Below are 13,571 nucleotides of genomic sequence, written 5' to 3' on the forward strand. Positions count from 1 at the left end.
CTCGTCATGGTGCTGATCCTGGGCATGCTCGGGATCGTCTTCAGCGAGATGCGGTTCTCCCGCGAGTACGGCTACAAGGCCGTGTTCACCAGCTCGTCGGGCATCCTGCCGGGGGCGAAGGTGCGCATCGCCGGTGTGCCGGTCGGCTCGGTGACCTCGGTGCGGGTCGGCGAGGACAATCTCGCACACCTCGAATTCGACGTGGACCGCAAGTACCGGCTCTACCAGAGCACCACGGCCGCCATCCGCTACGAGAACCTGGTCGGCGACCGGTATCTGGAGCTGCTGGAGGGCCCCGGCACGGCGGAGGTGATGCGGGAGGGCGCGACCATGGGCACCGACCGCACCAAGCCCGCACTGGATCTGGACATGCTGCTGGGCGGGATGAAGCCCCTGCTGCGCGGCCTGGATCCGGCGCAGGTCAACGACCTCACCGAGGCGCTGCTGCAGATCTTCCAGGGGCAGGGCGGCACACTGGTGTCGCTGCTCAACAGCTCCGGCTCCTTCGCCAAGACGCTGTCCGAGCGAGATGCCCTGATCGGCAGTGTGATCGAGAATCTGAAGACGGTGCTGGCCACCATCGACGATCGTGATCAGGAATTCGCGACCACGCTGGACGAATTGCAGCGGTTGGTGAGCGGCCTGGCCGCGGACAAGGACCCCATCGGGGACGCCATCCCCCGGATCTCCGGGGCGACAGGCGATCTCACCGGTCTGCTCACCCAGGCCCGGCCGGATCTGAAGGAGACCATCAACCAGCTGGGTCGTACCGCCACGAGCATCGACGATCAATCCGGCGATATCGAGTGGATCATCCAGAACCTGCCGGACGCCTACAAGAAGCTGGTTCGCATCGGCTCCTACGGATCGTTCCTGAACATCTACGTCTGCGGCACCGATTTCCTGGTCGACGGCCCCGACGGCAAGCCGCTGTTCCTCAAACTGCCCGGCGCGCAGACCACCGGGAGGTGTGCGAAGTGAACGGACAGCGCTCATCGGTGATCAATGTGGGCATCGTCGGCATCGTGCTGGCGGTCACCATCTCACTGGCCTCGCTCCAGTTCGACCGATTGCCGTTCCTGGCCTCCGGTATTCAGTACACCGCCCATTTCGGTGACGCGGGCGGTCTGGTGCCCGGTGACCAGGTTCAGGTGGCGGGCGTGCGGTCCGGCCGGGTGGAGGACGTGCGGCTGGACGGCGCGAAGGTGCTCGTGCGGTTCAGCATCGACGGCGGCATCACGCTGGGCGACCGGACCAGCGCCGCCATCAAGACCAATACGGTGCTCGGCCGCAAATCCCTCGAGGTCACCCCGGCTGGGGACGGCCGCCTGCGACGGGACCAGCCGATTCCGTTGGAGCGCACCACCTCTCCGTACTCGCTCAACGACGCGCTCGGCGACCTCGCCACCACCGTGCACGGCCTGGACATGGAGCAGGTGAACACCACGCTCGACGCGCTGTCGGCCACCTTCGCCGATACGCCCGCGCCGTTGCGGTCGGCCCTGGACGGCATCACCGCCCTGTCGCGCAGCATCAACACCCGCGACCAGGCGCTGACCGAGCTGCTGAGCAAGGCCCAGGGCGTCACCCAGGTGCTGTCCGATCGAGCCGCCAAGATCAGCGCGCTGCTCGTCGACGGCAATCAGCTGCTCGGCGAGCTGGACGCGCGGCGCACCGCGCTCGGCCAGATGATCCAGTACGTCAACGGATTGGCCCAGCAGCTCAGCGGGTTCGTCAACGACAACGAGGCCCAGCTGCAACCCACGCTGGACCGGCTGAACTCGGTACTGGAGATGCTCCAGCGCAATGAGCAGAACCTCTCCGACGCCCTCGACGCCCTCGGCCCGTACGCGGGCGCGCTGGGCGAGCAGGTGGGCGGCGGCCCGTACTTCCAGGCGTACATCTCCAACGCGACCAGCAAGGGGTTGCAGCCGCTGGTCGACGCCCTGGTGTGGCCCGAACATCTGCCCGAGGACCTGCGCTCCTACCTCGACAACAGTCCGCAGCAGCCTCCCGGCCTGTATCCCGCACTGACGGAGCCCGGAAAATGAACGCACTGAAGAACCTCGGACAGCTGCCCCGGTGGACGTGGGCCGTCGCCCTGGTCGCGCTGATCGCGGTGGTCGGTGTGCTCGCGTACCCGGCGGTGAGCCGGATCGGCAAGACCCAGATCACCGCGTACTTCCCGTCCACCAGCGGCCTGTACGCCGGTGACCAGGTGCGGGTGCTCGGCGTGCGGGTCGGCACCATCGACTCCGTGGATCCGGGTGCCGACCGGGTCACGGTGCGGATGACCATCGACCGCGGCGTGGACCTGCCCGCCGACGCCAAGGCCGTCATCGTGTCGCCCTCGCTGGTGTCGGCGCGGTTCGTTCAGCTGGCCCCCGCCTACACCGGCGGCGACAAACTGGCCGACGGCGACACCATCCCGATCGAGCGCACCGCCATTCCGGTGGAGTGGGACGACATCAAGACCGAACTGTCCAAACTGGCGACGACCCTCGGCCCGGTGGGCGATGACGAACAGGGTTCCTTCGGTCGATTCGTCGACACCGCCGCCGACAATCTCGACGGCAACGGTGCGGCGTTCCGCGACACCCTGCGGGAGCTGTCCAGCGCGCTGACCACGCTGTCCGACGGCCGCACCGACCTGTTCGCCACCATTCGCAACCTGCAGCAGTTCGTGGACGTGCTCTCCAAGAGCAACGACCAGATCGTGCAGTTCGGTGGGCGGCTCGCCTCGGTGTCCTCGGTGCTGGCCGGCGTGTCCACCGATCTCGGTGCGGGACTGGAGAATCTGGATATCGCGGTCGCGGATGTGCAGCGCTTCATCGACGCCCGCGGCGGGGCGCTGACCGAGAGCGTGCAGCGGCTCAGCGAGGTCACCCAGCTGCTGGTGGACAAGCGGCCCGAGGTGGAGCGGGTGCTGCACTCCGGCCCCACCGCCCTGGTGAACTTCTATCAGATCTACAAGCCCGCCCAGGGGTCGCTGACCGGCTATCCGGTGCTCACCAACTTCGCCGACCCGATCAGCTTCCTCTGCGGGTCGGTCGAGGCGCTGGAAGCCAACGACTCCGACAAGAGCGCGGACCTGTGTGCCACCATGCTCGGCCCGGTGCTGAACAGCATGGCCATGAACTATCCGCCGCTCATGCTCAGCACGCCGACCAATGCGACCGCCTATCCGGAGCAGTTGGTGTACAGCACACCGGAGGTCGCGGCCGCGGCCGGCGGCGTCACGGTGCCGGGCAGCATCGCCGAACTGGCCGTTCCGGGAGGCAACTGATGACCAGCATCTTCGGCCGCACCCGGGTGGCGGGCATGGCGATCGGCATCGCAATCGCCTTGGGCGCCACCGGATGCCAGTGGGACGGACTGAACTCGCTGCCGATGCCGGGTGCGGAGGGCACCGGCGCGGGGGCGTGGGAAGTCAAGATCCAGATGCCGAATGTCACGACGCTGACCCGCAATTCGCCGGTCCGCGTCCATGACGTCGCGGTCGGCTCGGTGACCGGTATCGAGGTGGAGGGCTGGCACGCGCTGGTCACCGTGAGCCTCGAACCGGATGTGCGGCTGCCCGCCAACGCCACCGCCAAGATCGGCCAGACCAGCCTGCTCGGCAGCAACCATCTCGAACTGGCCGCGCCCACCGATGTTCCGGCACAGGGCGAATTGCGGCCCGGCGATGTCATCCCGCTGGAGCGGGCGGGTGCGTACCCGACCACCGAGCAGACGCTGTCCTCCCTCTCGGTGGTGCTCAACGGCGGCGGCATCAGCCAGTTGGAGACCATCACCAAGGAACTGAACACCGCGCTGAGCACCGACACCGAGGCCATCCGCGAACTGCTGCCGCAGCTGAACACCCTCGTCACCACGCTCGACGCGCAGACCGACGACATCATCGCGGCTATGGGCGGACTGGATCGGTTCTCCGGAATCCTGGCGCAGCAACAGGATCAGGTGGTCGCGGCCATCGAGAACATCCATCCGGCGCTGACCGTGCTCGCCGACCGCAGGGAGAACATCACCCGTGCGTTGACCGCGCTGGGCGGGCTCAGCGACGTGGTGTCGCGCATCGTGGACAACGGCGGCGATCACCTCACCGCCGAACTGGCCAACCTCTGGCCGCTGCTGCAGGAGATCGCCAATACCGGAACGAATCTCAGTGCGGCGCTGGATATGCTGCTCACCTTCCCGTTCTCGCTGAAAAACCTGGACGGCGCGGTGCGCGGCGACTACCTCAACGTGAAGATCACCTACGATCTCACCGCCGCGCGCCTGAGCAAGAACTTCCTCACCGGAACGCCGCTCGGTCCGCGCTTCGGCGGCGTCGAGGGAGCGCTCGGCCAGCTGGGCGGCACCCCCGGTGAGCCGGTCGATCCGCGGACCGCGCCACTGAACCCCCGGCCGGAGTCGCAGGCACCCGAGCCGAGTATTCCCGGGCTGCCGCCGATTCCGGGGCTGCCCGCGATTCCGGGACTCACCGTGCCGCAGGGGAGTGGACAGTGAAACTCACGCGCTTCGTCAAGATCCAGCTGGTCATCTTCTCGGTGCTGACGGTTATCGGCATCACCGTGATGAGCGGTACGTACGTGCAGCTGCCCGCCATGTTCGGGATCGGCCGCTACGACGTCACGGTGCGACTGGCCGCCACCGGTGGACTGTACGAGAACGCCAATGTCACCTATCGCGGTACCACCGTCGGCAAGGTGACGGCGGTGCGGCTGACGCCGGAAGGTGTCGACGCCGAACTCTCCATCGACAGCGACTACAAGATCCCCTCCGATGTGGACGCCTGGGTGCGCAGTGTGTCGGCGGTCGGCGAGCAGTATGTGGACCTGCTCCCGGTCGACAACGGCACGGGCGGCAACCTCTCCGACGGTTCGGTCATCCCGGTGGAGCGGACCAAACTGCCGCAGGATGTCGGCACCCTGCTCGAACAGACCGACCGGCTGCTGAACAGTGTCGCGGACACCAAGCTGCGGCAGGTCATCGACGACGCCTTCCTGGCATTCGACGGTGCCGGTCCGGATCTGCAGCGCTTCCTCGACTCCGCGTCCCTGCTCGTCCAGGAGGCGCGGAACAACTCCGAGGCCACCAAGGCCCTGATCGATCAGATCGGGCCGCTGCTGGACACCCAGATCGAATCCGATGCGGCGATCCGGTCGTGGACCGCGGATCTGGCCACGCTGACCGATCAACTGCGTGAACACGATCCGGCGCTGCGCAATGTGCTCAGCAAGACGCCGGGCGCCGCCGGCAGCGCCACCCGGCTGTTCCAGGACCTGAATCCGACGCTGCCGCTGCTCGCACGCAATCTGGCCAGCGTCGGCCAGGTCAGCTACGTCTACGATCCGGGCATCGAACAGCTGCTGGTCGTCTTCCCGCCGCTGGTCGGAGCGCTGCTGACGATCGCGCTCAACGGTCCGCTCGAGTACGGGGCCATGGTCGACTTCATGGTCAGCGTCAACGATCCGCAGGGCTGTACCACCGGCTTCCTGCCCGCCGATCAGCGGCGTTCGGCCGCACTGCGGGATGTGCCGGACACACCGGGCGGCCTGTACTGCAAGGTCTCGCAGGACGCGCCGTTCGCGGTGCGCGGTATTCGCAATACGCCCTGTATGGAGGTGCCGGGCAAGCGCGCGCCCACGCCGGAACTCTGCCGGGATCCGCAGGGGTTCGTGCCGCTGGGCGACAATCCGCCCTTCGGACCGCCGAATCCGGTGGCGCCGTCCGGCGATACCGGCGGTGAGCAGCCGCAGGGCGGTGCGCCCGGCGCTCCGGCCGGTGCGACCCAACCGGCGTCGGTCGAGACGCGGTCCTACGATCCGCGGACCGGGACCGTGCTCGGACCCGACGGCCGCATGTACCGTCAGGCCAATATCGGTCCCGACGGCTCCGGGGTGATCCCGACGAGTCTGACAGCGATGGTGCAGGAGCAGATGCGATGAGTGATACCGGTGGGGTGACGAACCGAAACCGGCGGCGCGCGGTGCGCTCGGAGGGGCCGCCGCCGGAAGCGGGGGCCGACACCGCACGGGTGCACCCGGCCACCGCTTCGACAGCGGAGGGGGCCGACGACGTGGCGGCCACACCGCCCCCCGTCGAACTCGGCAAGCATGAGGAGACCGCACCCGCCGAGCCGGTCGCGCATGGCGAGCAGACCGAGCCGGGCGAGCTCGGTGAACCGACGTCCGCTGAGCCGGTGCTGCTCGACAAGGTCGCGGAAAGTGATGGGGCCGAGCAGATTCCGCAGCCGTCCGCCGCAGCGGACACGGTTCCCCCGGTTCCACCCGCGCCGCCGTCCGTCGCGTCCGAGGGGCCCGCAGCTCCTTCGGCCGCAGGGATCGGTTGGCAGCGGATCGTGGCGGTGGCCGCGGTGCTGCTGGCGGTGGCGCTCATGGGCGGCACCGGCTACCTGGTGCACCTGCGCGCTGAGATCGCCGCGGAGAACACCCTGCGCGCCGACTACGTGCAGACGGCCAAGCAGGCCATGCTCAACATCACCAATATCAGCGCCGAGACCGCGTCCGACGACATCAAGCGGGTGCTCGAGGTGACCTCGGGTGAGCTGGCCGCCGAATACGAGCAGCGCAAGGACGATTACGCCGGAATCGTGCAGAAGGCGGAGGTGCGCGCCAAGGGCGAGGTCATCGACGCCGCCATCGAAAGCTCCGACGACCACTCCGCGATCGTGCTGGTGGCCGTCAAGCAGACCCTCACCAACGCCGGTGCGGAAGGTCCGCAGCAGCGGCAGTTCCGGTTCCGGGTGACCATCACCCACACCGAGCGAGGTTTGGCCGCGACGCAGATGGAGATGGTGATATGACCGCGCGATCACGTGACCGCTACCTGTTGATCGGCGCTTGCCTGCTGCTCGTCGCCGCCGTGGCGGTCGGCTCGTGGGTTGGTTACGGCTATCGGCAGGATCAGCGGGCCGAACAGGCCCGGGAGGATTCGCTGGTCGTTGCCCGCCGCGCCGTGGAGGGCATGTTCGGCTACAACTTCAACACCATCGACACCCAGATGGCCAAGGTCAGCGAGGATATGACCGAGGACTTCAAGGCCGACTGGAAGAACGTGACCGAAACCGTCCTCGCGCCCGGCGCGAAGGAGAAGGAACTCGTGGTGCAGGCCACCGTGACCGGCAGCGGCGTGATCAGTGCCGAGGCCGATCACACCGAGGTCATGATCTTCCTGAACCAGCGCAGCACCGGCAAGGACCCCGCCAAGGGCACCTACGACGCCAGCCGCCTGAAGGTGCAACTGGACCGCGAGGGGGGTCGCTGGCTGGTGGCCGACGTCGACCCGATCTAGAGTGCTGAGGTCAACGAAAGACCTTAGGACCCAGGAAGATCGCGTGGGCAAGACACAACAGCCGCAGTGGACCGCGGCCGATATACCGGATCTGCACGGCCGCGTCGCCGTGGTCACCGGAGCCAGTGCCGGTCTCGGCGTGGCCACGGCCTTCCTGCTCGCCGACAGCGGGGCGCACGTGGTACTGGCCTGCCGCAACCTCGAAAAAGCGGAATTGGTGGCCGATTCCATTCGCGTCGGCGCTCCCGAGGCCGAATTGTCACTGGTCGAACTGGATCTCGCCGTACAGGCATCGGTACACGCGGCGGCGCAGCAGCTCCGCGACCGGTTCGCGCACATCGATCTCCTGATCAACAACGCGGGCACCGCGGTCATGCGCCCGGAGCGCACCGAGGACGACTTCGAAACCACCATCGCCACCAACCATCTCGGCCACTTCGCGCTCACCGGCCTGCTGCTCGATCGCCTGCTGGCCGCACCCGCCGCCCGGGTCGTCTCGGTCACCAGCGGCGCGTTCGGCAAGACCATGGACACCGTGGACGTCGACGACCTGTTCTTCGAGCGCCGCGACTACCGGGGCCTGCACGCCTACGCCCAGTCCAAACTGGCGGTGCAGCTCTTCATCGCCGAGCTGCAGCGCCGCCTCAACGGCACCGACGCCAGGCTGGTCGCGACCATGGCCAATCCCGGTGTCGCCCAATCCGATTTCGAACAGAACCTGGGCCCGGTCGTCCGCTTCCTGTCCCGCCCGGCCTTCAAGTGGTTCTTCGACTCGCTGAAGCAGACTCCCGAAATGGGCGCGCTGCCCACCGTGCGCGCGGCCGTCGACCCGAGCGTGCGCGGCGGTGAGTTCTTCGGTCCCACAGGGCGTTTCAAAGGCTATCCGGTCCGCAAGGCACCGACCCCCGGAGCCGACGACCCGGAACTCGCGGCGCGGCTGTGGGAGAAGTCCGAGCAACTCACCGGCGTCAGCTTCCGCTTCACCGAGCCGGTCGGCGATCTGGAGGCAGGTCACTCCCTCCGGTAGTGGCGCTCCACCTCATGGAACGCCTGCTTGGGTGTCCAGCCGCCGACCGCGCCGTCGGCGAATTTCACGACGCCGAATCCCGCTCGGTCGAGATCGAAGCGGGGATCGGTGCTGTGTGGGAAGTCGGGCATGGCGAACGTGAACACGAAACAGCCGTGCACACCGCTGGTTTCGTACAGGCCGATCAGATCGCCCAGATAGCCTGCCTGTATATGTTCGTCGCGCGGATGCTCGCCGCGGATATGCGGTCGATCGCTGAACCAGCGGACGATCCGGAACGATCCCGCGCCCCGGCGGTCCGCACCTTCGAAAGCGCCGCAACCGAACTCGGTGATGACAACCGGCTTCTCGTTGTCGGTCACCAGTTCTCGGACGCGCCGCGCGTATCGGTCGGGATCGTGCCCGGATCGGTAGAGATTGACGCCGACCACATCGAATCGCGACCAGTCCAGGTCCTCCCACCCCGCCGCCGCGTACCCGACCGGCCCCTCGAACCGCTCCCGAGCCGTCCGCACGGCCCGTTCCAACAGTGCGTCCAGCCGCCTTGTCGCCCGCCGCCGAAACACCCCGTACGCGCGCACGATCAGCATGAGCCGCGCGTACGACCACCATCCGGGCACCATCCCCGGCACGGTATGGGTGAATTCACTGCCCACCAGCAGTGTCACCCGCCCCGGATACCGCCCCCGTAGTTCTTCGGCTCCCGTCGCGAGCTCACCCAGCCGTCCGCACACCTCCCGCCACGGCCGGTCGCTCACCTGCGGGCGTATCCACACCTCGAGTCCGATCTTGAGTGCGTCCTCCGCCGCCCCGAGCATCCGCACCCGATCGGCACCGATCAGCATCACCGCCGTGCAGTGCAGTTCCGCGTGGATCACCTCCAAATCCGCTCGTGCGGCCTCCGCCGGAACGCCGTCGACCAGGTACGAGATGCCACGAATGGTCAGCACGCGACCCATTGTCGTGGAAGTGGACCGCGTCTGGCAGACATAGTGGTCGCGCCGGACGACTACCGCTGCCGTCGGCTGTCCGCGACGGCGCTCGTGTACAGCTCGGTGGTCAGTTGGTCCTCGCCCACACCGAGATTCGCGAGTACTACACGCAGATCCGCCAGCGCCTGCGGCAGCTCGTCCTGACCGGACACCTGTGTTTCCAACTCCAGGAAGACGCCGGCTATCTCGGGGACCGTCACCACGGTCGCGACCATCGTCCGTCCCGCCATTGTGAAGGTGTAGTTCTCGCAGTCTTTCGTGAAGGCGATGGTGGGGTGGTACCCGAGGCGGACGATGATCGACTCGGCCGCGTCGCGGTTTTCGATCACGGTCTCGTGCTCGGGTTTCGAGCCGGTTTCCGGGTCGACCGTCGCGTCTTTGAACGTCAGCAAGTGCTTCGAGCCGCGAGCGCCGACGATCGTTCGGACTCGTAGCTCTCTGTCGGACTTGGACAACGACTCATCGGGTTGGTCGAAGTAGACATCGTGATAGCGGACCACATCGGGTGTCGCGAGGCGCGCGAGCCGCCGACGAACGGAACCGACGTCGGATAGGCGCGCCTTGTATTCGGCTTCGATCACAGCGGTTCCTGACTACGGGGCGAGGCGTGTCGCATCGGCGAAGGACTGTTCCAAAACCCGCACGAAGGCATGATGCAGGATGCCGCGTCGGTTGGGGTCGATTCGGTGCGTGGATGACGAATGCCCCTCGCCGTAGGCGGTGAACGCCGAAACGAACAGCACCTCATCGAGTTTGAGGATCCGCCACACCGGAATCCGGTCATAGGTGTACAGCTCGACCGGGTGGTTCGATCGGGCGAGCTCCCGCACGCGGGCGATGCACAGGCTGATGCCCACCGAGAAGCACTCGGGTGACTCGCCGATTTCCTCGGCGCGGAATCGCGCAGCTTCACAATCAGGGTCCAGGAGTAGGACACGAAGTCTCACATCCGACGACAAAGCCTCCCGAAGCAGCGAATCATTCAAGCCGAGTATGCCGAGCCCGCGTACCGCCATGACATCGATGGCGGTGGCCTGCGCGGCGAGTTCGCGAATATCCGCGCTGGCATCTGCCTGTGAGCGGTACGTGACGCTGATTTCGGTGAGATCGGGTATGACGGGCATTCTCGGGGCCAGCCCGAGTGCGATTCGCGCGCTGTCGGGCATCTGCAAGCCGTCTGCCAACCGCTCGAAAGACGTGAGGCTGGTCAGGTTCCGCCGTCTGTTGATCAGCTCGTTCACACGTCCTTGCGACATTCCCAAGGCCATCGCCAGGCGATGTTGGCTCGCACCCGTGTGCTGTTGGACCGTGTGGAGAAGTGCCGCGATATCTCGTTGGCACAGCATCGTCCTGGTCTGTTCACGATCCCACACCGCCCGTGGAACGGTGATCGAAGCGAGAACGTGCCCTGCCATCGTTCACTCCCATGCTGCCCATAGGAAGCCGCCGACTATCTCACGATGAGATTACCAGGTCGGCAGCTGAGATCACCCGCGTGTAATTGCCTGTTCATCAGCTGATTTGGCCTACTTCAGGGGTTCCTGACAGTTCGATCGCTGGAGACGCGGAGAGGTGACCATGGGGCGTTCACGGTTCTATCTGTTCCCGGGCGGCGTACTGGAGTTGCGCGGCATCGGAACCGAGCAGGACGACACGCGAGGGATCTACCTGGAGTTCAGTGGAGCCCAGGGCTGCGCGGACCACTACGAGCAGAGGCAGGCGATGGGCTACAAGCCAACGGCATTGGGGTACTCGCGGACTGATGTATCCGGCGGTCGCCTGCTCTCGGACCACAGTCGGATTCGGCAGCTCGCAGCCCGCCTCGGCTACGACTTCGCCGACATGATCGTCTACGACCCGAAGTTCGGCCGGCCGCCACTGGCGCGGTTGAAGGCGCAGGTGACCCGATTGGACGCGGAGGCGGTCATAGTCCCGGGACCGGAGCACTTCGAGGGTGGGTGCATACCCGACTCACTGGTCGAACGGGTTGACGTGGTTACCGTGACGCCCGAGGAGACCCATGGGCGCCGCAGTTGCCGGACGTAGGCCCACAGCCCACCGTGACATTCTGTGCCAACCGTGGCGGGAGAAAACGTCAAGCACTGGCGTGTACTGCCCGATTCCTGATAGGCATCAGTGCGGTCAGGATAATGGAGATGTGTGACCTACTGAGGAGGTGATTCGGGTGACCCGTGTCGACGTAGCACCCGACCTCCTTCGTTGGGCAGTCGAGCGCGCAGGTTGGTCCGACGAGACAGTCGATCAGCGCGCACCGCGACTGGAAGCGTGGCTGACCGGCACTCGGCCCACGCTGAAGCAGCTTGAGAAGTTCGCGCACGATACACACACGCCGCTCGGCCTGCTGTTCTTGCGTGAGCCCCCTGATGAGCAAATACCGATCCCTGATCTACGAACGATGGGCAATGCCAGACTCAGACGCCCTTCGGCAGACTTGCTTGACACCATCTACCAATGCCAGAGCCGCCAGGACTGGTACCAGGATTACACCGTTGAGCACGGGTACGCAGAACTGGAATTTGTAGGTTCTGCATCGGTCGAGACACCGCCCGAATTGGTCGCTGACGAGGTCCGAGGACGACTTGAGTTTGGCTTGGGCGAGCGCGGAGTATTCGCAAGCTGGGAAGACGCCCGGCGTCGGCTCATCGACCGAATCGAAGCGATCGGCGTCCTGGTCATGGTCAACGGAGTCGTCGGCAGCAACACCCATCGCCGGCTCCGCCCCGAAGAATTCCGTGGCTTCGCACTGGCCGACCGGCATGCGCCCCTGATTTTTGTCAACGGCGCCGACACGAAGGCCGCTCAGATCTTCACGCTCGTGCACGAGCTCGGCCATGTCTGGCTTGGCGAGAGCGCGTTGTCCGATGCTGCGATGAACAGTCGTAACGGGCACCGCGCCGAACTCTGGTGTAACAAGGTTGCCGCCGAGGTGCTCGTACCTATCGCCGCACTTCGACGCGACTATCGAGGCGAGCCGATAGTCGAGGAGTTCGAGCGCCTGGCTCGCCGCTACCGAGTAAGCACCCTTGTGGTTGTCAAACGCCTCTATGACGCAGGTTTTCTGCAATGGGACCACTTTGACCGCCTCTATGCCGACGAGCAGGCGCGAGTCGTCGAGATCATCGCTGCCCGCGGGCAGGCGCCCGGCGGGAACTACTACTACACCCAACCACTTCGCCTGAGTCGGCAGTTTGCGTCGGCGGTTATCGCCAGCACCTTCGAAGGTGGAACCAGCTTCCGAGAAGCGTATCGACTGCTCGGGACCAAGAAGCACGATACGTTCATCAACCTCGCAGCCGAGCTGGGGATGTCCTGAATGTACTTGATCGACGCAAATGTCTTGATCGAGGCGAAGAATCGCTACTACGCATTCGACATCGCCCCTGGGTTCTGGGCGTGGCTGGATCACGCCTACATGAGCCGGTCGATCTGCAGCATTGATGCAGTCCGAGATGAGCTCCTTGAAGGCAACGACGAACTCGCTGTGTGGGCCGACCAGCATCGTGCTCTCTTCTTGCCGATGGACGCACAATCCACTGCGCACTTCCCCACGCTGGCAGGATGGGCCAACTCACGGCAGTATACCGCCGCCGCGATCGAGGAGTTCACCAGCAACACCGCCGACTTCTATCTCATTGCGTTCGCGAAGGCCAATGGGCATGTCGTGGTCACCCATGAGCAACCGAAGCCGGACGCACGGAAACGAGTGCTCATACCCGATGCATGCATAGCTATGAATGTCGAATTCGTCGATACCTTCACGATGCTTCGCAAGACCGGCGCAAAGCTGCACTTCACGCCACCATCGGCTTCCGGTTGACCTTCTAGCACCATATTGCAGCGAAAGGCACAGCCGACCTTACCGGCCTCATTCGCGCCGTCAATCCCTATACAGCTCAGACGAGGATGTCGAGCGGGTATTCAACGGCCTTCGGCTACGTGAACCTTGGCTTGCAGGAACCCCCACCCTTCGATCGAGGGTGAGGGCTCGACGAGCCCCCTGTCGGGATTGAACCGACGACCTTTCGCTTACAAGGCGAGTGCTCTACCACTGAGCTAAGGAGGCGGGAAAGCGGGGACATCATAACTGGATGGACCGGCTGCGCGGAAACCGGTTCCAGCTGGGATAGCCCAAGGGCGAGAACGACTACCGAACCGGCCGCATGCCACCCGAAGTGTCATGCGGCCGCATCCGGTTCAACCGTTTCTGCGCGGGT

General features: G+C 65.7%; 14 protein-coding genes and 1 tRNA gene. 11 read left to right on the plus strand and 4 right to left on the minus strand.

All coding sequences use genetic code 11. The annotated features are described in order from the left end of the window. The first annotated feature begins 6 nt into the window (after window positions 1-6). Genes ON31_RS03540 through ON31_RS03575 form a run of 8 tightly spaced genes read left to right on the plus strand, consistent with a single transcriptional unit; the run spans window position 7 to window position 8,344 of the window. The gene (locus ON31_RS03540; RefSeq protein WP_051036799.1) at window positions 7-981 is read left to right on the plus strand and encodes an MCE family protein; all 975 of its coding nucleotides are present in this window, start codon (window positions 7-9) and stop codon (window positions 979-981) included. Continuing rightward, window positions 978-2,051 carry an MCE family protein gene (locus tag ON31_RS03545; protein WP_039809217.1) on the plus strand — a complete coding sequence of 358 codons (1,074 nt, stop codon included), beginning with the start codon at window positions 978-980 and terminating at the stop codon, window positions 2,049-2,051. The genes ON31_RS03540 and ON31_RS03545 overlap by 4 nt, the downstream gene beginning before the upstream one ends. Then, window positions 2,048-3,286, plus strand: coding sequence for an MCE family protein (locus ON31_RS03550; RefSeq protein ID WP_039809219.1), 1,239 nt, complete (start codon window positions 2,048-2,050; stop codon window positions 3,284-3,286). Before ON31_RS03545 ends, ON31_RS03550 begins: the two co-directional genes overlap by 4 nt. Then, complete coding sequence (locus tag ON31_RS03555; protein WP_039809221.1) at window positions 3,286-4,509, plus strand: MCE family protein; 1,224 nt, start codon at window positions 3,286-3,288, stop codon at window positions 4,507-4,509. Before ON31_RS03550 ends, ON31_RS03555 begins: the two co-directional genes overlap by 1 nt. Beyond that, the gene (locus ON31_RS03560) at window positions 4,506-5,951 is read left to right on the plus strand and encodes an MCE family protein (RefSeq protein ID WP_029925426.1); all 1,446 of its coding nucleotides are present in this window, start codon (window positions 4,506-4,508) and stop codon (window positions 5,949-5,951) included. The genes ON31_RS03555 and ON31_RS03560 overlap by 4 nt, the downstream gene beginning before the upstream one ends. Then, window positions 5,948-6,829, plus strand: coding sequence for an Rv1363c family protein (locus ON31_RS03565; RefSeq protein ID WP_147287032.1), 882 nt, complete (start codon window positions 5,948-5,950; stop codon window positions 6,827-6,829). Before ON31_RS03560 ends, ON31_RS03565 begins: the two co-directional genes overlap by 4 nt. Further along, window positions 6,826-7,317 (plus strand): Rv1363c family protein, encoded by a 492-nt coding sequence (locus ON31_RS03570; protein ID WP_039809224.1) that lies wholly within the window; start codon window positions 6,826-6,828, stop codon window positions 7,315-7,317. The genes ON31_RS03565 and ON31_RS03570 overlap by 4 nt, the downstream gene beginning before the upstream one ends. 43 nt (window positions 7,318-7,360) lie before the next feature. Then, window positions 7,361-8,344 (plus strand): oxidoreductase, encoded by a 984-nt coding sequence (locus ON31_RS03575; RefSeq protein ID WP_039809226.1) that lies wholly within the window; start codon window positions 7,361-7,363, stop codon window positions 8,342-8,344. Here the strand turns inward: ON31_RS03575 and ON31_RS03580 are convergent. Genes ON31_RS03580 through ON31_RS03590 form a run of 3 tightly spaced genes read right to left on the minus strand, consistent with a single transcriptional unit; the run spans window position 8,329 to window position 10,751 of the window. Further along, the gene (locus ON31_RS03580; protein WP_218007285.1) at window positions 8,329-9,294 is read right to left on the minus strand and encodes a glycoside hydrolase family 113 protein; all 966 of its coding nucleotides are present in this window, start codon (window positions 9,292-9,294) and stop codon (window positions 8,329-8,331) included. The genes ON31_RS03575 and ON31_RS03580 overlap by 16 nt on opposite strands. Before the next feature lie 59 nt (window positions 9,295-9,353). After that, window positions 9,354-9,917: a class IV adenylate cyclase gene (gene cyaB, locus ON31_RS03585; RefSeq protein ID WP_039809229.1), complete on the minus strand. Its 564-nt coding sequence runs from the start codon at window positions 9,915-9,917 to the stop codon at window positions 9,354-9,356. A gap of 12 nt (window positions 9,918-9,929) precedes the next feature. Beyond that, a complete protein-coding gene (locus tag ON31_RS03590; RefSeq protein WP_039809231.1) occupies window positions 9,930-10,751 on the minus strand; it encodes a helix-turn-helix domain-containing protein in 822 nt (273 codons plus the stop codon). A gap of 163 nt (window positions 10,752-10,914) precedes the next feature. Between ON31_RS03590 and ON31_RS03595 the strand changes: the two genes are divergently transcribed. The 3 genes from ON31_RS03595 (at window position 10,915) to ON31_RS03605 (ending at window position 13,174) form a co-directional block, all read left to right on the plus strand. Beyond that, complete coding sequence (locus ON31_RS03595) at window positions 10,915-11,382, plus strand: hypothetical protein (RefSeq protein ID WP_147287033.1); 468 nt, start codon at window positions 10,915-10,917, stop codon at window positions 11,380-11,382. 139 nt (window positions 11,383-11,521) lie between these two features. Beyond that, complete coding sequence (locus tag ON31_RS03600) at window positions 11,522-12,670, plus strand: ImmA/IrrE family metallo-endopeptidase (RefSeq protein WP_039809233.1); 1,149 nt, start codon at window positions 11,522-11,524, stop codon at window positions 12,668-12,670. Beyond that, window positions 12,671-13,174, plus strand: coding sequence for a DUF4411 family protein (locus ON31_RS03605; protein ID WP_039809235.1), 504 nt, complete (start codon window positions 12,671-12,673; stop codon window positions 13,172-13,174). It abuts the gene before it with no gap. Between the two features lie 174 nt (window positions 13,175-13,348). On the opposite strand, the gene ON31_RS03610 is transcribed toward ON31_RS03605, so the two are convergent. After that, a tRNA-Thr gene (locus tag ON31_RS03610) sits at window positions 13,349-13,420 on the minus strand. Window positions 13,421-13,571: the final 151 nt, after the last annotated feature.

It is taken from the genome of Nocardia otitidiscaviarum NBRC 14405, assembly GCF_000308635.1.
Lineage (GTDB): Bacteria > Actinomycetota > Actinomycetes > Mycobacteriales > Mycobacteriaceae > Nocardia > Nocardia otitidiscaviarum.

Excerpts from the sequence above, each read along its gene's own strand:
- ON31_RS03540 (WP_051036799.1), top strand. The coding sequence starts at position 7 with ATGGTGCTGATCCTGGGCATGCTCGGGATCGTCTTCAGCGAGATGCGG.
- ON31_RS03550 (WP_039809219.1), top strand. The coding sequence starts at position 2,048 with ATGAACGCACTGAAGAACCTCGGACAGCTGCCCCGGTGGACGTGGGCC.
- ON31_RS03555 (WP_039809221.1), top strand. The coding sequence starts at position 3,286 with ATGACCAGCATCTTCGGCCGCACCCGGGTGGCGGGCATGGCGATCGGC.
- ON31_RS03565 (WP_147287032.1), top strand. The coding sequence starts at position 5,948 with ATGAGTGATACCGGTGGGGTGACGAACCGAAACCGGCGGCGCGCGGTG.
- ON31_RS03570 (WP_039809224.1), top strand. The coding sequence starts at position 6,826 with ATGACCGCGCGATCACGTGACCGCTACCTGTTGATCGGCGCTTGCCTG.
- ON31_RS03590 (WP_039809231.1), bottom strand. The coding sequence starts at position 10,751 with ATGGCAGGGCACGTTCTCGCTTCGATCACCGTTCCACGGGCGGTGTGG.
- ON31_RS03595 (WP_147287033.1), top strand. The coding sequence starts at position 10,915 with ATGGGGCGTTCACGGTTCTATCTGTTCCCGGGCGGCGTACTGGAGTTG.
- ON31_RS03605 (WP_039809235.1), top strand. The coding sequence starts at position 12,671 with ATGTACTTGATCGACGCAAATGTCTTGATCGAGGCGAAGAATCGCTAC.